The 24469-nt window shown below is 34.6% G+C and carries 21 protein-coding genes; 19 read left to right on the top strand and 2 right to left on the bottom strand.

Annotated elements, in window-relative coordinates:
• Genes JHK64_RS00675 through JHK64_RS00665 form a run of 3 tightly spaced genes read left to right on the top strand, consistent with a single transcriptional unit; the run spans position 1 to position 2428 of the window.
• Positions 1-957 (top strand): branched-chain amino acid ABC transporter permease, encoded by a 957-nt coding sequence (locus JHK64_RS00675; RefSeq protein ID WP_199567074.1) that lies wholly within the window; start codon positions 1-3, stop codon positions 955-957.
• Positions 957-1721, top strand: a complete 765-nt coding sequence (locus tag JHK64_RS00670; RefSeq protein WP_199567073.1) for an ABC transporter ATP-binding protein — start codon at positions 957-959, stop codon at positions 1719-1721. Before JHK64_RS00675 ends, JHK64_RS00670 begins: the two co-directional genes overlap by 1 nt.
• A 2-nt stretch (positions 1722-1723) precedes the next feature.
• The gene (locus JHK64_RS00665) at positions 1724-2428 is read left to right on the top strand and encodes an ABC transporter ATP-binding protein (protein ID WP_199567072.1); all 705 of its coding nucleotides are present in this window, start codon (positions 1724-1726) and stop codon (positions 2426-2428) included.
• A gap of 63 nt (positions 2429-2491) precedes the next feature.
• Here the strand turns inward: JHK64_RS00665 and JHK64_RS00660 are convergent, their stop codons facing one another.
• Positions 2492-4660: an LTA synthase family protein gene (locus JHK64_RS00660; RefSeq protein WP_199567071.1), complete on the bottom strand. Its 2169-nt coding sequence runs from the start codon at positions 4658-4660 to the stop codon at positions 2492-2494.
• 238 nt (positions 4661-4898) lie between these two features.
• On the opposite strand from JHK64_RS00660, the gene JHK64_RS00655 reads away from it, so the two are divergent.
• The 11 genes from JHK64_RS00655 (at position 4899) to JHK64_RS00605 (ending at position 18030) form a co-directional block, all read left to right on the top strand.
• Positions 4899-6062, top strand: coding sequence for a class I SAM-dependent rRNA methyltransferase (locus JHK64_RS00655; RefSeq protein WP_199567070.1), 1164 nt, complete (start codon positions 4899-4901; stop codon positions 6060-6062).
• Positions 6059-6736, top strand: coding sequence for a type I 3-dehydroquinate dehydratase (gene aroD, locus JHK64_RS00650; RefSeq protein ID WP_199567069.1), 678 nt, complete (start codon positions 6059-6061; stop codon positions 6734-6736). The genes JHK64_RS00655 and aroD overlap by 4 nt, the downstream gene beginning before the upstream one ends.
• Positions 6726-7598, top strand: coding sequence for a shikimate dehydrogenase (aroE, locus tag JHK64_RS00645; protein ID WP_199567068.1), 873 nt, complete (start codon positions 6726-6728; stop codon positions 7596-7598). The genes aroD and aroE overlap by 11 nt, the downstream gene beginning before the upstream one ends.
• A gap of 11 nt (positions 7599-7609) precedes the next feature.
• Positions 7610-8680: a 3-dehydroquinate synthase gene (aroB, locus tag JHK64_RS00640; RefSeq protein ID WP_199567067.1), complete on the top strand. Its 1071-nt coding sequence runs from the start codon at positions 7610-7612 to the stop codon at positions 8678-8680.
• Positions 8677-9843, top strand: coding sequence for a chorismate synthase (aroC, locus tag JHK64_RS00635; protein ID WP_199567066.1), 1167 nt, complete (start codon positions 8677-8679; stop codon positions 9841-9843). Before aroB ends, aroC begins: the two co-directional genes overlap by 4 nt.
• A gap of 129 nt (positions 9844-9972) precedes the next feature.
• The gene (locus JHK64_RS00630; protein ID WP_199567065.1) at positions 9973-10314 is read left to right on the top strand and encodes a YlbF/YmcA family competence regulator; all 342 of its coding nucleotides are present in this window, start codon (positions 9973-9975) and stop codon (positions 10312-10314) included.
• A gap of 103 nt (positions 10315-10417) precedes the next feature.
• Positions 10418-11701, top strand: a complete 1284-nt coding sequence (gene aroA / locus JHK64_RS00625) for a 3-phosphoshikimate 1-carboxyvinyltransferase (RefSeq protein ID WP_199567064.1) — start codon at positions 10418-10420, stop codon at positions 11699-11701.
• Positions 11694-12176, top strand: a complete 483-nt coding sequence (locus tag JHK64_RS00620) for a shikimate kinase (RefSeq protein WP_199567063.1) — start codon at positions 11694-11696, stop codon at positions 12174-12176. The genes aroA and JHK64_RS00620 overlap by 8 nt, the downstream gene beginning before the upstream one ends.
• A 164-nt stretch (positions 12177-12340) precedes the next feature.
• Entirely contained in the window at positions 12341-13825 is a 1485-nt protein-coding gene (locus JHK64_RS00615; RefSeq protein WP_199567062.1) for an LCP family protein, read from the top strand.
• Between the two features lie 75 nt (positions 13826-13900).
• Positions 13901-15256, top strand: coding sequence for a 23S rRNA (uracil(1939)-C(5))-methyltransferase RlmD (gene rlmD, locus JHK64_RS00610; protein WP_199567061.1), 1356 nt, complete (start codon positions 13901-13903; stop codon positions 15254-15256).
• 671 nt (positions 15257-15927) lie between these two features.
• Positions 15928-18030 (top strand): glucose PTS transporter subunit IIA, encoded by a 2103-nt coding sequence (locus tag JHK64_RS00605; RefSeq protein ID WP_199567060.1) that lies wholly within the window; start codon positions 15928-15930, stop codon positions 18028-18030.
• 17 nt (positions 18031-18047) lie between these two features.
• Here JHK64_RS00605 and JHK64_RS00600 read toward each other — a convergent pair whose 3' ends face one another.
• Complete coding sequence (locus JHK64_RS00600) at positions 18048-18788, bottom strand: MurR/RpiR family transcriptional regulator (protein ID WP_199567059.1); 741 nt, start codon at positions 18786-18788, stop codon at positions 18048-18050.
• A gap of 15 nt (positions 18789-18803) precedes the next feature.
• Here JHK64_RS00600 and JHK64_RS00595 point away from each other — a divergent pair, with 15 nt between their 5' ends.
• The 5 genes from JHK64_RS00595 to JHK64_RS00575 all read left to right on the top strand — a co-directional run bounded on the left by JHK64_RS00595 (position 18804) and on the right by JHK64_RS00575 (position 24422).
• On the top strand, positions 18804-20453 hold the full coding sequence (locus JHK64_RS00595) for a sugar phosphorylase (RefSeq protein ID WP_199567058.1): 1650 nt from the start codon (positions 18804-18806) through the stop codon (positions 20451-20453).
• A gap of 8 nt (positions 20454-20461) precedes the next feature.
• Positions 20462-21256 carry a Cof-type HAD-IIB family hydrolase gene (locus tag JHK64_RS00590; protein ID WP_199567057.1) on the top strand — a complete coding sequence of 265 codons (795 nt, stop codon included), beginning with the start codon at positions 20462-20464 and terminating at the stop codon, positions 21254-21256.
• 4 nt (positions 21257-21260) lie between these two features.
• Positions 21261-22313, top strand: coding sequence for a glycerate kinase family protein (locus JHK64_RS00585; protein WP_199567056.1), 1053 nt, complete (start codon positions 21261-21263; stop codon positions 22311-22313).
• Between the two features lie 419 nt (positions 22314-22732).
• Positions 22733-23668: an ABC transporter ATP-binding protein gene (locus JHK64_RS00580; RefSeq protein WP_199567055.1), complete on the top strand. Its 936-nt coding sequence runs from the start codon at positions 22733-22735 to the stop codon at positions 23666-23668.
• Positions 23661-24422, top strand: coding sequence for an ABC transporter permease (locus JHK64_RS00575; RefSeq protein ID WP_199567054.1), 762 nt, complete (start codon positions 23661-23663; stop codon positions 24420-24422). Before JHK64_RS00580 ends, JHK64_RS00575 begins: the two co-directional genes overlap by 8 nt.
• Positions 24423-24469: the final 47 nt, after the last annotated feature.

The raw sequence follows: 24469 nt of genomic DNA, 5'->3' as shown, positions 1-24469 counted from the left end.
ATGAAAAAGAACTTAAAAGTTAATCTTCTTTGGGCTCTCTTAGTTATCGCCTTTTTTGCACTTATTGCCATTTTATCAAGTACAGGGTTACTAGGCATTTACTACCTTCAAATTTTGATGGGTATTGGTATTAGCATGATTATGGCGCTTGGAACTAACTTGGTATTAGGTTTTTCTGGTCAATTTTCTCTTGGGCAAGCAGGATTCATGGCAATTGGTGCTTATGCTACAGCTATTTTAACCAAATCAATGCCTACTTATGCTGGTTTTTATATTTCTATGCTTGTTGGAGTTTTAATCGCAGCGGTAGTTGCTCTTATTATTGGTATTCCAACCCTTCGTTTAAAAGGTGATTACCTAGCCATTGCAACATTAGGAGCATCAGAAATCATTAGAATCATTATTGTTAACGGTGGAGAATTGACTAATGGTGCTGCGGGGTTATCTGGAATCCTTCCATACACAACTTGGCCTGTTGTTTTTATCTTTGTTGTCTTAATTACTATCTTAATTTTAAACTATCTGAGAAGTCCTCTAGGTCGTCAAGTTATCGCTATTAGAGAAGATGAGATTGCTTCTGAGTCAATGGGTGTTAATACAACAAATATCAAGGTTTTAACTTTTGTGATTGCGGCTATGACTGCTAGTATTGCAGGATCACTCTATGTAGGTTATATTGGAACGGTTGTTCCAAAAGACTTTACGGTCATGAAGTCAATTGAATACTTGATTATTGCCGTTTTAGGTGGTCTTGGTTCTGTTACTGGAACAATTGTTGCAGCACTTGTGCTTGGTATTTTAAATATGTTTCTCCAAAATGTTTCTGAACTACGTATGATTATTTATTCACTAGCATTGATACTTGTTATGGTCTTTAGACCAGGTGGGCTTTTGGGAACAAAGGAATTAATACTATCCAAATGGTTTACTAAGAATGTTAAGGAGGGCAAAAAATAATGGCACTTCTAGAAGTAAAAAATGTGACCAAAAACTTTGGTGGTTTAACCGCTGTTGGGAATGTTAGTATTGAACTTAACAAGGGTGAGCTTGTAGGTCTTATCGGACCAAACGGAGCCGGAAAAACAACTTTGTTTAATTTGTTAACAGGAGTCTATGAACCAACTGAAGGTAGTATTGTTTTGGATGGTACTGAATTGAATGGGAAAACGCCTTATAAAATTGCTTCCTTAGGCTTATCAAGGACATTTCAAAATATTCGTCTGTTTAAAGATATGACCGTTTTAGATAATGTCTTGGTTGGTATGGCTAACAATAAAAGTTCAGGTTTTTTAACCTCTTTACTGAGACTACCTAAGTTTTATCATAAAGAAAAAGAACTAAAAGAGAAGGCTTTGTCCCTATTAGCTATTTTTGATCTTGATAAGTATAGTGATTATTTGGCTAAGAATCTTCCTTACGGTCAACAAAGACGTCTTGAGATTGTTAGAGCTTTAGCAACGAACCCTAAAATTCTCTTTTTAGATGAACCTGCAGCGGGAATGAATCCACAGGAAACAGCTGATTTAACTAGTTTGATTAGACAGGTGAAGGAGAAATTTAATATCACCATTATTCTTATCGAACATGATATGAGTCTTGTTATGGAAGTCACCGAGAGGATTTATGTTTTAGAGTATGGACGTCTGATTGCTCATGGTCTTCCTGAAGAGATTAAAACCAACAAGCGTGTGATTGAGGCTTATCTAGGAGAGGAGGAGTAGATATGTTGACTGTTAAAAATTTATCTGTTAGCTATGGTGTGATTGAAGCTGTCAAAGATGTTTCCTTTGAAGTCAATGAAGGAGAGGTTGTTAGTCTGATTGGTGCCAATGGTGCTGGAAAGACCTCTATTCTTAGAACTATTTCTGGACTAGTAAAGCCAAGTAAAGGAGAAATTACTTTTCTAGGAAATCCTATTCATAAAGTACCTGCAAGAAAAATTGTAGCCTCTGGCTTATCACAAGTACCAGAAGGACGCCATGTCTTTTCAGGTTTAACTGTTTTAGAAAATCTTGAAATGGGAGCTTTTTTAAAAACAAATCGTGAGGAAAATCAAAAGAATTTGAAAAAAGTTTTCTCTCGCTTTCCAAGATTAGAAGAAAGAAAAAATCAAGATGCTGCAACTCTCTCAGGTGGTGAGCAGCAAATGTTAGCTATGGGAAGAGCATTGATGAGTCAACCTAAATTGTTACTTCTAGATGAACCTTCCATGGGTCTTGCTCCAATTTTTATTCAAGAGATTTTTGATATTATTTTAGATATTCAAAAACAAGGGACAACCATTTTATTGATTGAGCAAAATGCCCATAAGGCCTTATCAATTGCTGATAGAGGTTATGTTTTAGAAACTGGTAAAATTGTTCTATCTGGTACTGGTCAATACTTACTAACGTCTGATGAAGTTAGAAAAGCCTACCTAGGTGGTTAATGAGAAAATAAAAGAAGCTAGAATAACATGTTCTAGCTTCTTTTATTACGTATGTTTACTAATCTACTCTTCTAGTGTACTTGAATGAGTAGTATTCTCATCTATTTCTGTATTTTCTGGCAAATCTGGATGTAGTTCACTATAACTTGGAGCATTATAGAGTTCTTGAGTAGAAGTATTATTATTTTGATTATAAAGACTTGTTGACATATCACCAAGTTCTTCTTCAATTTGCCTTAAAATCTCAAAAGAATCATTATAAGAAATGTTTGAAGAATCAACTGGTGTCAAGCCACTATCTTTGTAAAAACGAAGAAGATCACCCGTTTGGATACTATCACTAATATCTAGTTGCGTTTTAGCAATATTTCTAATCTCATCAATCACAAGGCTAGTATTTTCATCAGGATTGGTAATCTCTTCACCGGTGACAGTATTATAAAGTCTACCACCATAGCTAGTATAGTGTGGTGTGATAAAGTAACCAGATGTTCTTAGAGCAACCACTTGACTATTGTCTTTTGAAAGTAAGTCTTGACCCAATTGAATGTATTGTTTAGTATCAATCCCTAATAAGTGAAGTAGAGTTGGCAAATTATCAACTTCACCACCGTAAGTTTCACTGATAAATCCTTTATCAGTTCCTGGAACATGAATCATATAAGGGACTCTTTGTAGCATGGCATTATCATATTCAGACCAAGTTTCAGAATCCTTACCCAGTAATTCAGCAAGACTTGGATTACGTGAATTGGAAATACCATAATGATCACCATATAATAAGATAATGGAATTATCATAGAGACCACTTGCTTTTAAATAGTCAAAGAAACTTTTTACCGCAGCATCTAGATAATTGGCTGTAGCAAAATAGCCATTAATGGTTTCATCATCTGTCTGAGCTAATGGAAAGCCAACCTCATCACCTGAAAGGTTCTGATAAGGATAGTGATTAGACACGGTGATAAATTTGGTATAAAATGGTTGTTGCATGTGCTCCAAGTACTTAATAGAATCAGAAAACATGATTTTATCGTTTAAGCCGTATTGGAAAGAATTATCATCAGTTGCTTTTGACATGTAGGACTGATCAAAAAAGTAGTCATAGTCAAGAGCTTTGTAGACATTATTTCTATTCCAAAAAGTGGCAATGTTACCGTGGAAGACAGCGCTAGTATAGTTTCCGTTTTCAGCTAGAATATGTGGTGCAGCCTGTTGTGTGTTATCGCCACCATATTGAACAAAAAATGATCCTTGATTGAGACCAAATAAGGATGTTTCCATCAAAGTTTCAGAATCTGACGTTTTTCCCGCCTTAACTTGGTGGAAAAAGTTAGAAAAAGAAAAAGTTTGATTGGAATGATAAAGTGAGTTGATAAAAGGTGTCACTTCATATTGTCTGTTGTCTACTGTTAACTTGTAATCGATTAAAAATTGTTGGAAGCTCTCCAAATGGATTATAATAACGTTACGATCCTTGGCAAGCCCAAAATAATTAGGATTAGGTTCAACATAGTGTTGATTAACGTAAGCTTTAACGGTCTCAATTTCCTCTGGTTTTGCTTCGGCACGAACTTTTTGTGTTTGGTATGTTTGATTGGCATCGTAACCCAAGAAAGCATTGATACCAAGTGCTCTAACCACATAAGTATTTGAAAAACCTCTTGATAAGAGTTCTGGTCTATCAATTTCAGCTAGAAAAAGGTTGACTGAAAATAATAAGGCAGACAAAGCTGTCACTGCAAAACTAGCTCTTTTGTTAAAAGATCTGTTATCAAAGCTAATGTACCTTTTTACTAATAAGAACACCAGTATAAAAGCATCTAAAAGATATACTAAATCCCAAGGGCGTAAGAGATTAATGGCAGAATCACCAAGTCCTGCTGATACTTTACTAGTTGCAAGCATGGTATTAATCGTAATAAAATCAGAGAACTCTCTAAAGTAGATAGCATTAGCAATTAAAAGCAAGTTAAGTAGAGCATACATGATTAAAGTAGCACTATAAAATAGTTTAGTATTTTTAATATACAGTGCTAAGCCAATTAATAGCAAGCTAATAGGAATTGGGTTAATTAAAGTTAGAAAGAATTGATAAGGATTTTCTAATCCAAGATTAAAATCAACGGTATTAGCCCACATTGTTTTTAGCCAATAAAAACCTACCAAGGTGAGGAGAAATCCCAATCTAGTACTCATGATTTCTAAAATAAACTGTTTAAATTTTTTCACAAAATTATTTCCTCATTCTATTTTTCCATAAAAGAGTTTCAAACTAAATTATAACATAAATGAGAATGGATGAAAAAGGAAAACAATTTCTTAAAGTATTGTCATCATTTTGTCATTATTTTGAATTGTTATAGAATAGTTTGAAAAAATCATGATATTACTATTATAAAGGGATATTAGATAAGATTTTAAGAATTTTTTGTAGGAAAAATATTAAATTTCTGTTATAATATAGAGTATGAATAAACTTGTTGTTAACGCTTTTATTGAGAAAAAAATCAAAAATGGTATCCAACTCTTAGATGCGCATGATTTTGATGATTTATCAATTGATAATCAGTTGATAGAATTGTTTTCAAAAACAAAACATTTTCTTGGTATGGCTTACTTATCTCAGCAAAATAAAGGAGTGGGTTGGTTTCTTTCCCATCAGAAAATCACCCTTGATGAAAACTATTTTAAAGTTCTTTTTGAAACAGCTAAAAAACAACGTAGCTACTATTTTCAATCTAATTTAACAACGGCTTTTCGTGTCTTTAATCAAGATGGAGATAATTTTGGTGGTTTAACCATTGATTTATATGGTGATTACGCTATTTTTTCTTGGTATAATCTATTTGTCTATCAGATAAAAGAGATGATTATTGCAGCTTTTAAAGATATTTTTCCTGAGATTAAGGGCGCTTATGAAAAAATTCGTTTTAAAGGTCTTAACTATCAATCAGCCCATCTTTACGGTCAAGAAGCACCAGAAACATTTATTATTTTAGAAAATGGCGTTAGTTATCAAGTCTTTTTAAATAGAGGACTGATGACTGGTATCTTCTTAGATCAGCATGAGGTGAGAGAAGCATTGGTGACTCATCTTTCTAGTGGGAAAAAAATATTAAACCTCTTTTCTTATACTGCAGCTTTTTCTGTAGCTGCCAGTATGGGTGGTGCTATTGAGACAACATCAGTTGATTTGGCTAATCGATCTAAGAAAATGTCTGAGGCTCATTTTAAAGCCAATCATTTTGATTTAACTAACCATCAGTTTATTGTGATGGATGTTTTTAACTTTTTAAAATATGCCAAACGACACCATTTAACTTATGATGTCATTATTATTGACCCGCCTAGTTTTGCCAAAAACAAAAAGAAAGTTTTTTCTGTCGCCAAAGATTATCGCCAACTTATTAGTCAGTCACTACCATTATTAAATGACCAAGGACTAATTATTGCTTCAACCAATGCTGCTAATCTTAGCGTGGCACAATTTAAAAAAGAATTAGAAAAAGGTTTTGGGACTCAAAAACATAGTTATGAGGCTCTCTATCAACTTCCATCTGATTTTAGAATAAACAAAAATGATGAAAGAAGTAATTATTTAAAAGTATTTACAATAAAGGTGAACAAATGAAAACAGTAGTAACAATTACCCCAAAAGGGTTTGAAGAAGTCCAGCGAATGGACATTGAAAAATTCTATGGAGCAGATGTTATTGAATGGCGGGCAGACTTTTTGTCAAAGAACAACGTACTCGACGTTGCTCCTGCTATATTTGAAAAATTTTCAGGCTTTGAAATTCTTTTTACCTTGCGAACTCAAAAAGAAGGTGGGATGGTAGATTTATCTCCTGAAGAATATGTTGCCATATTAAAAGAAATTCAGGCACTTTATTCACCAGATTATATTGATTTTGAATACTTCTCTTATAAGAGTATCTTTGAAGAGATGCTAGATTTCTCAAATCTGGTTTTATCCTATCATAATTATGAAGAGACACCAGAAAACATTATGGAGTTGTTTTCTGAGTTGACAACCTTAGGACCGCGTATGGTTAAGATTGCGGTTACTCCTAAGAGTGAACAAGATGTTTTAGAACTTATGAATCTGACAAGAGGGTTTAAAACCTTAAATCCTGAACAAGATTATGTAACGATTTCAATGGGTAAATTAGGACAATTGACACGTTTGGCTGGTCATTTGACAGGTAGTTCTTGGACATTTACCTTTATGGATGCTCAAACCGCATCAGGTCAAATTTCACTTATTCATTATAAAAAAATCATGGAGATGTTAGATGCTGATTGATGGGAAGACCCGTCTAGCTGCAGTGATAGGAAATCCTATAAAACATTCCTTATCACCATTTATCCATAATCTCAGCTTTCAAAAATTAGGTATTAATGGTGTATACCTTGCTTTTGAATTAACTTTTTCTGATATTGAAATAACATTAGAAACCATTAAACGATTAAATATGTTTGGTATTAATGTTTCTATGCCTTATAAACAGGCAGTTCTTCCTTTTTTGGACAGTATTTCAAATGAAGCACAATTGATGGGTGCTGTGAATACGATTTGTCATAAAGAGGGACAACTGATTGGTTATAATACAGATGGTCTGGGCTTTTTAAAGAGCCTTGAGAATCAAGTTCATTTCCTTATTAAAGAAAAAACAATGGTTATAATAGGTAGCGGTAGCGCAGCTACCGCTATTATTGTGCAGGCAGCTATTGAGGGTGTTAAAAAAATTATTATTTTTACCAGAGAGTCTTACCTTGAGGAAACAAAACAAAGGATGACCTTACTGGCTAAAAAGACGAAAACAACCATTTTAACCTATGCTTTAGCTCAAAAAGAGTTATTTGAAGAGATTGTTTTAAGTGCTGATTTATTGGTTAATGCTACTAGCATAGGAATGGATGGTAAAAGTTTAGCCCTTCCTAGCCATGAAGTGAAATTACCTAAAAATCTCTTGGTGGCAGACATTATTTATCATCCACTTGAAACACCTCTAATCACCTATGCAAAACAACAAGGGTTGATCACTTTTAATGGATTAGGGATGCTTATCCATCAAGCTGCCCTTTCCTTTGAATTATGGACAGGTGAGAAAATGCCTGTTCAAGAAATTTTACCATTGTTAGAAGAACAGTCTCAACAAGCTTAAGGAGTCTGATAATGAAAATACACGTTAATCTTCCTAGTCATCCCTACGATATTCTTATTGAAAACCAAGGCCTTTACCGTGTTGGAGAATGGGTAGCATCTTTTTGGCAACCACAAAAAATTGTTATTATTTCAGATAATCGTGTGGCTAATTTATATGCCGAACATGTGAAATTACAGTTGGAGAGCCAAGGCTTTCAAGTAGCTGTTTTTGATTTTTTAGCAGGGGAACCATCAAAAAATCTAACAACTATTGAAAAAATATATGATTTTTTATCTTCATTTGGAATGAGTAAAGCAGATGGCATTATCGCTCTTGGTGGTGGTGTTGTTGGTGATTTGGCAGGGTTTGTTGCTTCAACTTATATGAGAGGGCTACATTTTTTACAAATCCCAACCAGTCTTATTGCTCAAGTAGATGCTTCTATTGGTGGTAAAACGGGTGTTAACACTAAAACTGCTAAAAATTTATTGGGAACCTTTCATCAACCAGATGGGGTTTTAATTGACCCAGAAGTTTTAAAAACTCTAGGTGAACGTGAATTGATTGAAGGAATGGGTGAAGTGATTAAATGTGCTTTGATTGCTGATATCAATCTTTGGCAATTATTAGAGGAGATGGCTGGAACAAGAGAGAGTATTTTGAAAAATGCTGAACAACTTATTTATCAGTCCTGTCAGGTTAAAAAAGAATTTGTTCTAGCCGATGAATATGACACTGGTTTAAGGCATTTTCTTAATTTTGGCCACACGATTGGTCATGCCATAGAGCAGACGGTTGGCTATGGTGACATTTATCACGGTGAAGCTGTTGCTATGGGCATGATACAAGTCGCAAAAATAGCTGAAGAAAAAGGGTTAATGGCAAAAGGCATTTCTAATGAAATAAAAACCATGTGTCAGAAATTTGGTCTACCTGTTGCCCCTTTAAAATGGGATAAAGAAAAGTTGTATCAAGCTATCACACATGACAAAAAAGCAAATGGTAAACAATTGAAACTGGTTCTTGTTCCAGAAAAAGGGCAACCAAAGATTGAGTCAATTGCTATAGAAGACGTTAGAGATTATTTGGAGAAAAAATGAGATATTTTACTGCGGGTGAATCTCACGGCCCACACTTAACAGCTATCATTGAAGGTGTTCCAGCAGGTCTTTTTTTGAATGCTGATGATATTAATAAGGAATTACAAAGACGCCAAAAAGGTTATGGTAGAGGCGATAGAATGTTGATTGAATCTGATCGCATTGAGATAACATCAGGTGTTCGACATGGATTGACTTTAGGAAGTCCTATCACTTTAACCATGCCAAATAAAGATTTTGACCATTGGTCTCAGATCATGGCTGTCCATGAGATTGATGAGCGTCAAAAACACATACGCCAGTTAACCAAGCCTCGTCCTGGTCACGCAGACTTGGTTGGTGGGATGAAGTATGGTTTTTCTGATTTGAGAAATACGTTGGAGCGCTCTAGTGCGCGTGAAACAGCTATGAGAGTAGCTATTGGCGCAGTGGCAAAACGCCTTTTAGAAGAATTGTCAATAACAGTCTTTCATCATATCACCGTTTTTGGTGGTATGACTATTGACCTTTCAGATGAATTGACCTATCAAGAGATAAAGACAAAAGCTGGACAATCAGACCTTTCGATTGCTAATGATGCTTTTGAAATGGCTATTAAAGAACAAATTGACAATATCAAAAAACAAGGAGATACTCTAGGCGGTGTTATTGAAACGATTGCTCTAGGTGTTCCGGCTGGACTGGGTTCTTATGTGCAGTGGGACCGCAAACTTGACGGTAAACTAGCCCAGGCCGTTTTATCCATTAATGCCTTTAAAGGTGTCGAATTTGGTCTGGGTTTTGAATCTGCTCATCTAACGGGTAGCCAGGTCATGGATGAGATTGTCTGGGAGAAAGAGACAGGTTATAGTCGAAAAACTAACCGTTTAGGTGGCTTTGAAGGTGGTATGACAAATGGACAACCGCTGATTATTAAGGGAGTGATGAAGCCTATTCCAACGCTTTATAAACCCTTGATGACCGTTGATGTCAAAACTCATGAACCGTATAAGGCAAGTGTTGAAAGAAGTGATACGACGGCTCTTCCTGCAGCGGGTGTTGTCATGGAAAATGTCGTTGCAACTGTTCTTGCAACTGAGATTTTAGAAACATTCACTTCTGATAATATGACAGACCTCAAAGAAGCCTTTACTAGCTATCAAGAAAAATTAAAATTGTTTTAATTTTAACTAACTCTTATGCTATTTAATGCTTTTAAACCGGATGATAAAAGCTAAAAACCAAGGAATATGTTATAATAGTAGAGATCATTAATCATTTGATTAATAAGACTTATCATAAAGGAGAACACTATGTCAGTAAATATCTATGACCTTGCTAATTCACTTGAGAGAGGCATTCGTGATTTAGAAGAGTACAAAGCAGTTGTTGCCGCTAAAAAAGAAGTGGATGCCAATGAAGATGCTAAAGCCTTGTGGCAAGAATTTTTAGAAGCACAACAAAAAATCCAAGCCATGATGACAACAGGACAAATGCCAGGTCAAGAGGAACAAAAAACCTTACAAGAATTAGGAGAAAGAATTGAAAAAAATGAACTCCTTAAACATTTCTTTGACAATCAACAACGCTTATCTGTTTATATTCAAGATATTGAAAAAATTATCTTTAAACCATTACAAGAATTAGCAGAATAAAATCTATTAAAACATCTTAATGTTTGAGTTTTCTCTCACATTTTAGGTGTTTTTGTTTATTGTCTAAGTGATAAGTTATATAAAACAGTAACAAGGAATAACTATGAAATTAAGAACACATGTATCATCATTAAAGGGGAGTCTTCGTGTTCCAGGTGATAAATCCATTAGTCATAGAGCCATCATGTTTGGAAGCATTAGTCATGGGACAACACTTATTAATGATCTCTTAGAGAGTGAAGATGTTTTGGCAACCATCAAAGCCTTTCAAGCTATGGGAGTAGAAATTACTCAAAAAGCTCAAGTCACTAAGATTAATGGTAACGGTTTTGAAGGTTTGAAACAACCTGGTGTTTCATTAGATATGGGCAATTCAGGAACATCCATGCGTCTTATCGCTGGTATTTTAGCTGGTTCTCCTTTTGAGGTTGACTTGGTTGGAGATGAGAGTTTATCGAGACGTCCGATGGATAGAATTGTGACCCCATTAAAGCAAATGGGGGTTTCTATCTCTGGTCATGAAAAAAAACAGTTTCCTCCTTTGACCCTTAAAGGCTCAAGAAATCTCTCCAAGATAACCTATCACTTGCCAGTTGCCTCTGCCCAAGTCAAATCTGCGCTGATTTTTGCTGCTCTTCAAGTCCAAGGTGAGAGTGTGATTGTTGAAAAAGAAATGACGAGAAATCACACGGAGGAGATGTTACAGCAATTTGGTGGCAGAATTGATTGTGAGGGGAAAACTATTCGTGTCTATGGTAAAGAGAAACTAAAAGGACAAGAAGTAACAATACCTGGTGATATTTCAAGTGCGGCATTTTGGTTGGTAGCGGGTTTAATTGTTCCAAATAGTCAAATCAGATTAGACAATGTTGGAATTAACTCGACAAGAACGGGTATTTTGGATGTTATTAGAGAAATGGGTGGCAAGCTCCTTATCTCTCATCGTGATGAGAAAAATCAATCTGCAAGCCTAACAGTTTCTTCCTCATCGTTAATAGGCACCACTATTTCCGGAGCTATTATTCCTCGTTTGATTGATGAATTGCCGATTATTGCTCTATTGGCAACTCAAGCTCAGGGGCAAACGATTATTAAAGATGCAAAAGAACTAAAAGTCAAAGAGAGTAATCGCCTTGCGCTTATTGTTTCTTCTTTGAAATCTATGGGAGCTGATATTTATGCCACTGATGATGGTATGGTGATTAATGGTCCAACAGCTTTACATGGTGCGATACTTGATAGCCATAAGGACCACCGGATTGCCATGATGATTGTGATTGCTGCTTTGATTGTTTCATCTGGTCAGGTTCATTTAACAGGAGAAGAGTCTATTAAAACTAGCTATCCTAATTTTTTCAATGATTTGGAGGGTTTAATTGATGGCTAAATTTTTAATTGGTTTTATGGGATCGGGCAAGACAACCCTAGCTAAAGCTTGGTCAAAAGATGCTATTGACATGGATGATTATTTGGAACAAAAATATGGACGTCCTATTTGTGATTACTTTGACCAAGGAGAAGAAGACCTATTTAGACAAAGAGAATCAGAAATCCTACAAGAATTGGTAGCAACTGATCAGATTATTGCTACTGGTGGTGGGATTGTTGAGAAGGCCATTAATCGAGAACTTTTAAAAGAGGCAGAGGCTGTTATTTTTCTACGATTAGATTTTGAACCCCTTTATGAACGTTTAAAACAAGATCGTAAGACCAATCGTCCTTTGTTTTTATCACTGAAAAAAGAAGACCTTTATCATCTGTTTCTAAAAAGACAAGCCTTATATGAAGAGGTAGCAACGACCATTATTGAGGTGGCAGATAGAACGCCTAGTGAATTAATCAAGGATTTTCTTAATCAATAAATGATACTTAAAAAGAAAAATCTGTCAAAAACCTTGAAGAAATCGCCTATTTTACTGTGAATAGTTGACAGTTGCTTAAAATCAGTATAAAATTTTAGATGATTGTGTGACTATAGATAAAAATGCATTGTGTCACAGAAAAAAAGTACAGATAGGAAAAAGCAATGGCAAGAAAAAGAGATATTGGCTTGACCCACCATGAAGAACTGCGCTATCAGTACCTCTTAAAAAACATTCATTATTTGAATCAAAGAGAAGAAGAAGAATTTAACTATCTTCATAGTAAATTCCAAACTTATAGAGCACAAAGTGGCAGTTCTAATCACTTTACACAGGAACGTCAAGCATCAAAATCAACATCAAGAAGAAGACAGAATTCATACAGACATCCTGAGTATGATAGGAGTTCTCAGTATAATAGACAAAGACATTTCAATCAGGATAACTATACTCAATATGATGAATATGACAATTATAATCATTACGATAGTTATGAGGATGTTGAAGATGATAACTACGTGATTGATGGCTTACCCAAATACCGCGCCAGTGAAAAGAGACGCTCAAGAAAACAAAAGCGACTTGTACAACGTGATATGGTGGAGCCTGTAGCGCCAATTGTTCAGAAAAAACCAAAGAAACGTCGTTTTCGTTTTAAGTCCTTTCTTAAACTGCTTTTAGTCCTCATTGTTTTAACCTTTATCGGCATGGTTATCATGTTTTTCAAAGGAATGCATGATGTCTCTTCTGATAGTGCCAACTTTAGTCCTGCAGTAGAAGAATTTTTTGATGGGCAAGACACAAGTGATGGTACTAATATTTTAGTCTTAGGTAGTGATAGACGGGTTAGTCAGGGGTCTGATGAAGCAAGAACCGACACGATTATGGTGGTTAATATCGGTAATAAATCAGGTCAAGTTAAGATGGTCAGCTTTATGCGTGATATCTTGGTCAATATTGAAGGGGTTAGCTATGGTGATTATAGTTATGATAGCAAGCTCAATTCAGCTTTTACGATTGGTGAACAATATGACAATCAAGGCGCTGAGTTGATGCGTCAAACCCTCAAACGTAATTTTGATATCGATATCAAATATTATGTGATGATTGACTTTGAAACCTTCGCTGAAGCGATTGATACGCTCTTTCCTAATGGTGTTACTATCGATGCACAATTTGCTACCATTGATAGTCAAGTCGTTGAGTCTGTTGATGTGCCTGATGATTTAAGAATGGAAAATGGTATTGTTCCAGACCAGACGATTGCTGTTGGAAAACAACAAATGGATGGTAGAACCCTCCTTAACTATGCCCGTTTTCGCAAAGATGATGAAGGGGATTTTGGGAGAACGAAACGTCAGCAACAAGTCATGGCTGCTGTCATAGATCAAATCAAAGATCCGACGAAACTATTTACAGGATCAGCAGCCATTGGAAAAATCTATGCCCTCACCTCCACCAATGTCTCTTATCCTTTCCTTATTAGTAATGGTCTATCAGTAGTGACCAGTGGTAAGGAAGGTATCAAACAAGAAACCATACCTGAGTTTGGTGATTGGATTGATGACTATGATATGTATGGAGGCCAAGGGTTAGCCATTGATTTTGATAAGTACCAAAATCGTCTTTCTGAATTAGGCTTACGATAATATGATATAATAGAGTGGCTTGCCACTCTTTTTTTGTGGAATGAAAGAAATGTTTAAAAGAAAGTAGTCTTAATAATGTTGAAAAAAAATGATTTAGTTGATGTGGAAATAGTTGATTTAAGCCATCAGGGAGAAGGTATCGCTAAACACGATGGTCTTGTCTTTTTTGTTGAAAATGCTCTTCCCGGTGAAAAAATTACCATGCGAGTCTTGAAAGTCACCAAAAAAATGGGCTTTGGTAAGATTGAAAGTTACCATACTTACTCGCCTCATCGCAAAAAAAATATTCAGGTTGATTATTTAAGAACAGGAATTGCTGATTTGGCCCATCTGTCGTATGAAGAGCAATTAAAGTTCAAGCAAAAACAGGTGGCAGATAATCTTTACAAGATAGCTAAACTTCCGGATGTTCCAGTTTTTGAAACCCTTGGTATGAACAACCCCAAGCACTATCGCAACAAGGCACAAATCCCTGTTCGTCGTATTGCTGGTCAAATCGAAACTGGTTTTTTTAGGAAACAGTCTCACGACCTAGTGCCGATTTCTGATTATTTCATCCAAGAGCCAGAGATTGACAAGCTTATCAACTATTTGAGAGACTTGTTTAGACGTTTTGAGCTGACACCATACGATGAAACGAGTCAGACAGGCTTGATACGTCACATTCTCATTCGTCGAGGGCACTATACGGGTGAAATGATGCTTGTTCTTGTCACCACACGCCCTAAGATTTTTAGAATTGAACAAGTGATTGATGCGATTGTATCAGAATTTCCTCAAGTCAAGTCCATTATTCAAAATATTAATGACCAAAAAGGCAATGCCATCCTTGGCAAAACCTATAAAACGCTTTATGGCAAGGACACGATTACAGATACCATGCTAGGACATGAGTTTTCGATATCAGCACCGGCCTTTTATCAGGTCAATACAGAAATGGCTGAAAAACTCTATCAGATTGCCATTGATTTTTCTGATTTGTCTGCTGCTGATGTGGTGATTGATGCCTTCTCTGGCATTGGGACAATTGGTTTGTCTGTTGCCAACCACGTCAAGCATGTTTACGGGGTCGAAGTGATAAAAGAAGCGGTTAGAGATGCACAACATAACGCCAAACAAAATGGCATCACAAACACTACCTATGTCTGTGATAGCGCAGAAAATGCCATGGCCAAATGGGTGGCAGAAGGGATTAAGCCAGATGTGATAATGGTCGATCCACCAAGAAAAGGCTTAGCAGAGAGCTTTATCGAAGCCAGCGCCAAAACAAAGGCTCGACAAATCACCTATATCTCATGTAATCCGAGCACCATGGCGCGTGATGTCAAACGCTATGAAGAACTAGGCTACCGCCTTGAAAAAGTGCAACCGGTGGACTTGTTTCCACAAACACACCACGTGGAGTGTGTGGGAGTGTTGGTGAGAGAGTAGAGAATTGAAATGAAAAAATTAAGAAAAGCCTTGAGATCAAGGCTTTTTGTTATTTTACTGTATAAATGGTAATAAGTTTTATAATTAAAATTTTATTCTAATATTTTAAGAAAAAAGAAATTTAAGAAGTTAATTACACATGTATCGTATGCTATTCTAGAAATTTTTACCAATCTAGTTTATGAAGATAGCCAGCAGGTGATAGTAGAAACAATCAATCTAAAAACTTATAATTTTCATAATTTCAGTTTAACACAAAAGCTATTTATTCTAGATTGGACTACTAAAAAAGAATTGTCTAATTTTCTAGCTTTTTCTTTTTGACAAGGAACTATTCAGTTATGCGACTGTTTACTAGCAATCTGTTTTATATGATAAGTGAAATTGATTTGATTTACTACATTCTAAAATTTCTGAACGTATAGTTATCTAGATTAATGAACTATTGCATTTGAATTAGCAATCGGAAAAAAACATTTTTATAAGATAACATCAAGGATATGAAAGATTATTTTACTACTAGAAAAGTTAAAAACACAAAAATGTGTACAAAAAGAAAAATTGTGGTTAGCAACCAATTAATTACAATTCTATTGAACTATGAGTTTTTTTTTGATAAAAATAGAGTATAAAAAGCAATAAGCTAAATTTACAAAAAGGAGAAGTTCAACATGTTTAGATTGAGAAAAAAAAGACTCAATGCCTACCCACTGTATTCACCATTTTCAGGTAGAGTGCTTGGTTTGGAAAATGTGAGTGACGAAACATTTTCCAAAAAAATGCTAGGAGATGGCTTTGCCGTTGAACCAACCAGTAACAAAATTCTCAGTCCGGTTACGGGGATTGTTACAGCACAACAAAATCATGCAATTGGTATACTAGCAGATAATGGACTTGAGATTCTTATTCATATCGGAATTGATACTGTTAAGCTACAAGGTCAGCCTTTCACTATGAATATCAAAGAAGGAGAAAAAATTCAAGTAGGGCAGGAACTCGGCATTGTTGACTGGAAGCAGATAGAACAGGCAAATATTTCAAAGACTACTATGGTAATCATCACAAATAGTAATGAAAAGTTAGAAGAAATAAAATTAAAGCAAGGACAGATAGATGCTGGAAAAGAAGTGGCGCAAGTCAGTTTGATAACAGAAGAAACAGGTGATAAAAGAGAAAGTAAAGTGAAAGGATATCTTCAGAAATTAGGAAAATCTCTAATGATGCCTATTTCTATCATAGCTGCAGCGGGAATCTTTCTTGGTCTAGCCTCCGTTCTTCAAAATCCAGCCATTGTGGGTGAAAATTTTGTCAATCTTTCAGCTGTTCAAAACTCGATAGGTTTTATTCGGACACTTGTAGGAGCACTATTTGGTAATCTTCCAATACTATTTGCAGTTTCCGTAACTATTGGTTTGGCAAAAAATGAAAAAGCCAATGCGGCATTTTCAGCAGTTATTGGCTTTCTGTTGATGCATGTTACAATTAGCTACCTACTTAATCTTAGAGATATTAATCTTACAACATCAAGTATAGCAGCTTTACAGGATGCCGGGAAGTCGGTGGTTGAGGCTACTAAGCAAGCTTCACTGTATGAGAGTGTTCTAGGAATTTTTACTTATCGCATGAACGTTTTTGGGGGTGTGGTATCAGGTATTCTTACAGCTTGGGTACATAATCGTTTTTATAAAACTGAACTTCCAGTCTTCATCTCATTCTTTGGAGGTAAGCGTTTAGTTCCAATCATGACGACAATTTTTTCTCCAATCTTGGGCTCAACCTTATTCTTTATTTGGCCAGTTCTTGGATCGGGAATTGAAGGTATCGGAAATATTATTGCGAATGCTGGCTTATTTGGCACGTTTATTTTTGGTTCTTTGGAACGCTTGTTAGTGCCAACTGGACTTCATCACATATTGAATCAACTTGTTCGCTTTACACCTATCGGAGGTGTAGCAAACCTAAATGGAGAACAGTTTGTTGGGGCATTGAATATTTTCAATGAACAACTTTCTTCTGTCAATCCTGATATGGATATTATGCGTAACGCAACTAAGTTTCTCTCACAAGGTAAGATTCCATTCATGGTCTTTGGTCTACCTTCTGCAGCTCTTGCGATGTATCGAACAGCATTACCAGAGAACAAAGTAAAAGTAAAAGGATTTTTATTTGCTGCAACTCTTGCAACATTTATGACTGGTATTACGGAACCACTTGAATTTTCATTTATCTTTTTGTCACCTTTTCTCTTTGTTTTTCATGCATTAATGGCAGGTCTTTCATTCATGCTCACAAATTTATTTGGTGTTTCAATTGGGAATGTACAAGGAGGTTTTATCGATCTTACAGTATTTGGAGCTTTACGAGGATTAGAAACACGCTGGTACTTTGAAATTTTACTTGGTATAATCTATGGCTTAGCTTATTACTTTGTATTCAAAAAAGTCATTCTTATGAAAAATTTAAAAACACCTGGTCGTGAAGTCGAACAGGAGGAAGTAAGTGTAGATGAAATTTCAGTTTCACAATCAAATAATGTAGGTCAGGCTATTGTATCAGCACTTGGTGGAGTAGAAAATATAGAGGCTGTCGATAATTGCTTTACGAGATTAAGAATGGTACTCAATGATAGTGATAAAATTGATGAGGGTGCTCTTAAGGCTACTGGTGCAGCAGGAATCATTAAACTTGATAGAAGCAATGTTCAAATCGTATATGGACCACAAGTTGAAGGCATTGCACTTAAAGTTAAAGAAGCCTCTGGTAAATCTGAGTAAAGAAAATAAGTTAAGAATTACAGTTTAACATACATTTTCAAATATTCTCGAAAAATAAGACTGACTATGTAGGTGAAAGATAAACGACTGGTCATATCAATTCCATTGATAAGGGTTTGGTCTGTCATCGCATAGAGTTGTATATCAGAAATTTTAGATAAGCTATTTTGAGCAAAACCTGTAATAGAAATCACCTTAGCAAGATTTGTTTTAGCAATTGTTGCTGGAACTACGATATTTTCTGGCTCACCAGAAATAGAAAAGGTAATGAGTAAATCTGTGTTACGCAGTTTCTTTGCCGCATAACGAACCATATGCGGGTCTAAAAATAGTTGAGAATTTTTCCCTAAAATTTCCAAATAATAATGTAATTCTTCTGCAGGGAAACGTGAAAGACCAACACCATTGACTAAAATAGTATCGGAAACATGAATGAGTTCTAATACTTGAAGAAGAACTTCTTGATTGAGAATTTGCTTGGTTTTAATGATTTGTTCGTCTAAACTTGTTGTTTCAAAAACTGTTTTCCCTTCTTGCTTTGCAATGTTCAGTGCTTCTTTGAAGTTTGTAAAACCGGTAAAGCCTAACTTTTTAACAAGGCGAGTAATGGTATTTGGACTAGTGAAATGCTTTGTCGCAATTCCTCTAACCGTTATACCTTTTAAATTATCATGATTTTCAAGCAGATCTTTCAAAATTTCTTCCTCAAGAGCATTCAATTTATTACGGTTTGTTTTTAGGACATCATAAAAATACATAAAAGGACCCCAATCATGAAACAAATAGAAAAAATATACCAGAAACTTTCTGAAATTTATAAAGGTGAAAGGTTAACAGAAGCTCAACAAGCTTTTGAAAAACTTGTGCAAAGGTATTATAACAAAAACTTTGCTCATCGTAAAACGTTATCAGAAGAAAATGTGTATCTGATTACATATGGAGATTCTTTTACAGATGGTGATCGTGTAGGATTATCTGTTTTAAAAGATGTTGTAGACAAAACATTATCTGATACTATCACAGATATTCACTTATTACCAATGTTTCCATACACCAGTGATGATGGATTTTCAGTGACGAATTATGATCAAATTAACCCTCAGCTAGGAGATTGGTCTGATATTAAAAAGTTATCGAAAAAATATCGTTTAATGTTTGATTTTGTTGCGAACCATATGTCAAAATCAAGCGAGTGGTTTAAAAAGTTTTTATCTGATGATCCAGAATTTTCTGAGGCATTTGTTGAATTCGAAGCAGGGTTTGATACTTCAAAAGTAATAAGACCTAGAGTTTCACCGCTTTTTCATAGTTATCCAAATAACAAAAAAGTGTGGACAACATTTTCTGAAGATCAAGTTGATGTCAATCCAAAAGATGTTAAGATGCTTGTTCGCTTGACAAAAGTATTATTGGATTATGCTATGAAAGGTGCAACTAGTGTACGATTAGACGCAATTGGTTTTCTCTGGAAGGAGTCTGGTACTACTTGTATGCATCTTCCTCAAACTCATGCAATTATACAACTCTGGCGTATGTTATTAGAGGAATTTGCACCAAATACGCAAATCATTACTGAAACTAATGTACCTCATGAAGACAATATTTCTTATTTTGGAAATGGAAATGATGAAGCGCAACAGGTTTATCAATTTCCTTTACCACCGCTAGTTTTACATACGTTTGTTACTGGAAATAGTGAAAAATTAATGAATTGGGCATCCAGTATCGACCGAGTGAGTGATACAGCGACCTATTTCAATTTCTTAGCGAGTCATGATGGTATTGGATTACGTCCTACGGAAGGGATATTAAGTGACGATGAACGTCAACAGTTAGTAGACCGCATTTTAGAAAATGGAGGACGTGTCTCATATAAAAAAAATCCAGATGGTTCCAAGTCAGTGTACGAAATGAATATCAATTATTCCGAGGCACTGAAAACAAAGGGAAAAGAAGAATTTACAGCTCAAAAAATGATAGCAGCACATCATATTTTACTATCAATTATTGGTGTTCCTGCAATATATTATCATTCTATTTTTGGATCGAAAAATGATTATATTGGGTTAGAACAATCAGGAATTAATCGTCGAATTAATCGTGAAAAGTTAGATATGTCAACCCTTTTTAAAGAGTTGGAGTCTGATGAATACCGTCGTACCATCTATCATGGTATTCAAAAAATGATTACTATTCGAAAAAAAGAGGCCGCTTTTAATCCCTACGGCAATCAGGAAACGATTAATTTGGGAAGTGGATTGTTTGCTCTAAAACGTCATTTCAAAAATCAAAAAATATACTCAGTTACAAATGTAACGAGCGAAAAACAAGATTTGGGGCAATTAGCTGGATTTGATTTGATTTCTGGAAAGGAAAAGACAAGCCTTCAAGGCTATGAAGTAGCTTGGATTAAGAAAGAGTAGGTTAGGTTTTGAAAATTATTGCAACAGATATGGATGGTACATTTTTACGAAATGATAAGACATATGATACCTCACGTTTTCAAAAAATTTTTGAAGAGTTGCAGAAAAAACAAATCCATTTTGTCATTGCAAGTGGTAATCAATATTTGAAATTACGAGAATATTTTGAAGAGATAGCAGAAAAACTCATTTATATCTCTGAGAATGGAGCACAAGTCTGGGTTGGAAATACACCCATCGCATCATACAGTATACCTCACGATAAAGTAAAGCAAATCGTTGATTCTTTATTAAGTCATCCCAAAATGTCTGGTGACAAAGTGCTTTTATCTGGCAAAAAAGGTGCTTATATATTGCATACAGCTGAGCAGTCTTACAAAGAAAAAATGAAGAAATTCTATAAAAATATCAAGTTTGTAGACGATTTTGATTGTGTAAATGATGAAATTCTCAAAATTACAATGAATTTTGAGAATAATGATTTGAAAGAAGTTGAAACTTTTTTGAATGAGTATACGGATGTACGAGCAACAACAAGTGGTTTTTACTCAATTGATGTTGTGCGTTCTGGTATATCAAAAGCAACGGGTATAGATCTCTTATGTACTTATTTTCATATATCTGCTGAGGAGATTGTAGCATTTGGTGATAATTTAAACGATTTGGAAATGCTTAAAGCTGTTGGGAAAGCCTATGCAACGAAAAATGCAGTAGAGGATATTAAAAAGATAGCTTTAGAAGTCATACCTTCAAGTGATGAACAAGGTGTTTTGTTTAAAATTGAAAAGTTACTAGGAGAATAACTTTATGAAAATAGTAGTTGCAATTGATTCATTTAAAGGTTCAGCTTCATCAAGAGAATTAAATGAAGAAGTAAAAAAAGCAATAGTATCTGTTTTACCTGATGCTGAAGTTACTACGTTTGAAATTGCTGACGGGGGTGAAGGCACAATATCGGCTATAAAGGCTGGATTAGGTGGTGTATTTGTACCTGTTAGTACAGTTGATCTTATGGGAAATCCTATCACGGCAAACTATTTGATAACTTCTAATATTGCAATCATTGAAGTAGCAGAAGTGGTAGGTATCGATAAAATAACTCCTAGTAAAGAAACTTTTCAACAGGCTTCAACATATGGTCTTGCATCTCTTTTTAAAGATGCTATGGAAAAAGGTGTGAAAGAAATCATTTTAACACTAGGTGGGACAGGCACTTCTGATGGTGGTATAGGTTTGTTAGAGGGACTTGGAGGTGATATCGATCATTTACCTTCATTAAATAAAGTAAAAATTACCGCTCTAGCAGATGTTAACAATGTTTACGCTGGACCAGAAGGCTATGCAAGAGTTTTTGGTAAACAAAAAGGAGGAACACCCGATCTTATTAACAAGATAGATGAGCAAGCACAAGATATAGTAGAAAAGGTTAGAAGTAAATATGATATTGATCTTCAAAAAATACCTGGAACAGGTGCTTCCGGAGGTTTAGGTGGTGCTGTTGTATTATTAGGTGGCACAATTGAATCAGGTTTTTATAAGATTGCTCACTTATTAAATATTGAAAGTCAGATTAAGACATGTGATTTGATAATTACAGGAGAAGGACGCATGGACCATCAAACAAGTAATGGTAAGGTTCCTTTTGGAATGGCTATGATGGCTAAAAAGCATAAGATTCCTATTATTGCTTTTTGTGGTGCAATAGGAGATGATTTAGGGATTATAGAAGAACTATTATTGGCAAGCTATTCAATCCAAAAAGAGACTCTACCGTTAAATGAAGCGATGAAAAAAGAGAAGACTCTGAGCAATATCAATCGTCTTACAAAGAATGTGATTAGAACTCGATTCTTATCTTGAATCAGATATGTTTTAATGAGATAATTTATCAAGTTTTTATATAAAAAAGAATTAAAACAGGTGCAGGAGATTTTGTGAGTAGTTCTATTAGTCAAAGTATATCAGCATTTGTAAAAAGAAAAGGCTCTTTACCACCCAAAATGGATGATGAAAAGCTAAGTAAGAGAGAATCAAATACCATTTGATTCTTTTTTTGTTTTTGTAATATCATTTAAATTTCTCCAAATACATAGTATAATAATACTGACTGTATAGTAATAAATTTTACAAAGAAAAAGTGTATTGCTACATTTTATGAAAACACTAAAATAGTTTTTTCTATCAATCGTTAAGAAATTAGAAAACAAGAATAAAGCAAATTTAAATGAAAGGATTATGTTATCAGAAGTTATTGATAATATAAATGTGAGGAAAATAGTATGCCACTATTAGAAATTATTGGTTTAAACAAATCCTACCATAAAAAAAGAGTAGTGTCTGATCTCTCTTTAGAGTTACATAGTGGTGAGATTATGGGGCTCATTGGACAAAATGGTTCTGGAAAAACAACTATTTTTAAAGCTATACTCGGTTTAGTCAAAAAAGACTCAGGACTCATTAAAATCAATGGGAAATCAATCGAAGAAAACTCAAAAAAATATTTGAATACTATCGGTACGATTATTGAGTATCCAACATTTTATGAATCATTGACAGCTAGTCAGAATTTAATGCTCTTTTCTAGTCTTTATGATGATATAAACGTATCAAAAGCAGATGTTTTAAAATACTTATATTGGGTTGGATTAGAAAATGATGTCAATAGTAAAGTATCAAGTTTTTCATTAGGGATGAAACAACGTTTGGGTCTTGCTCAAGCGCTAATACATAAGCCTACTATCTTATTGCTAGATGAGCCTTTTAATGGACTAGATCCAAGAGGTATGAAAGATTTTAGAGAATTACTTTCTCAACTGTCACAAGATGGGGTTGGCATTATCATTTCTAGCCATTCCTTAGAAGAATTAAATAAGTTAGTTGATACAGTTACCATCATTAATCAAGGACAAGTTATTTTTCAAGGTCAAAAATCTGAATTTTTATCACTAGGGTCTAGAAATAATATGTGGTTATTAAAAACTGATAATAAAGAGATAACCCGTTCAATCTTAAATCAATTGGCTATTAATTTTTCAGAGAAAGATGAACTCTTTGAATTATCTCTCTCAATAGAAAAAACAGAAGATATGAAGGAAAAACTACTCAAAAACCTATTACAACAAAGTGTTTCCATTATTAATTTTTCTCAAAAACAAGATAACTTTGAAGATATTTTTCTCAATATGCAAACTGATACGGAGGTAGAGTATGACTAAGTTAATAAAGATTGAGTTGTTTAAATTATTTTCTGGGAAAAAAGTATTCTTTTTCTTCGGAGCGTGGATTTTTCTCATTTCTTCATTGATTGTTTTCTTAAGAATAGTTGCCTCAGAATCTTCATTTGGAAGTGTTTTTAAAATCTCCAGTGATACTTTTTCGATATTTGCTACGATAGTCGGAGTGATAATAGTTTTAGTCTCATTTCATCAAGAAATGCAGCAAAAGACAATGAAGTCATTATTAGCTTCACCAGTTAAGCGATTAGAAATCTTATTTTCTAAATTGTTTGTCTCTGTCTTTATCTCATTTCTCATTTTAATTGTTTTAAGTTTGACGACTTTTTTAATAACCACCGTATTATTTGGATTTTTTACAGAAGGCGCCTACTCTTCATCTGCTGAAAATATGCTAGATTTTGTGGCAGGATTAATCCAAATTCTTACTGCTTTTATGACAACCATTTTTTATAGTACTACTATTCTTTGTCTGTTTCTGATAGCCAATTCTTTATCAATTGCTCTCATTGGAGCGATTGTGTTAAGAAGTTTGGGAGAATTAGTTTCAAGAAGTTTACTTAATCACAATAATTTGATCTTATCATACAGCCCATTAGGTATATTGAATATTTTAAATCCAATGACAACTAATCAAACGATAATGGGATATACAGGACAACTCTTGTTAACTATTATTTATTCCATCGCTATTTGTTATCTTTGTTACAAATTATTTGAAAACAAAGAATTTTAAAGAAATGAGTTATACCAAACGTTTTAGGTGAGACATCTATAGATAAT

The sequence above is a fragment of the Streptococcus zalophi genome (genome assembly GCF_016481285.1).
Lineage (GTDB): Bacteria > Bacillota > Bacilli > Lactobacillales > Streptococcaceae > Streptococcus > Streptococcus zalophi.
The sequence above is the reverse complement of the archived record's forward strand: the minus strand, read 5'-3'. Positions and strand labels throughout refer to the sequence as shown.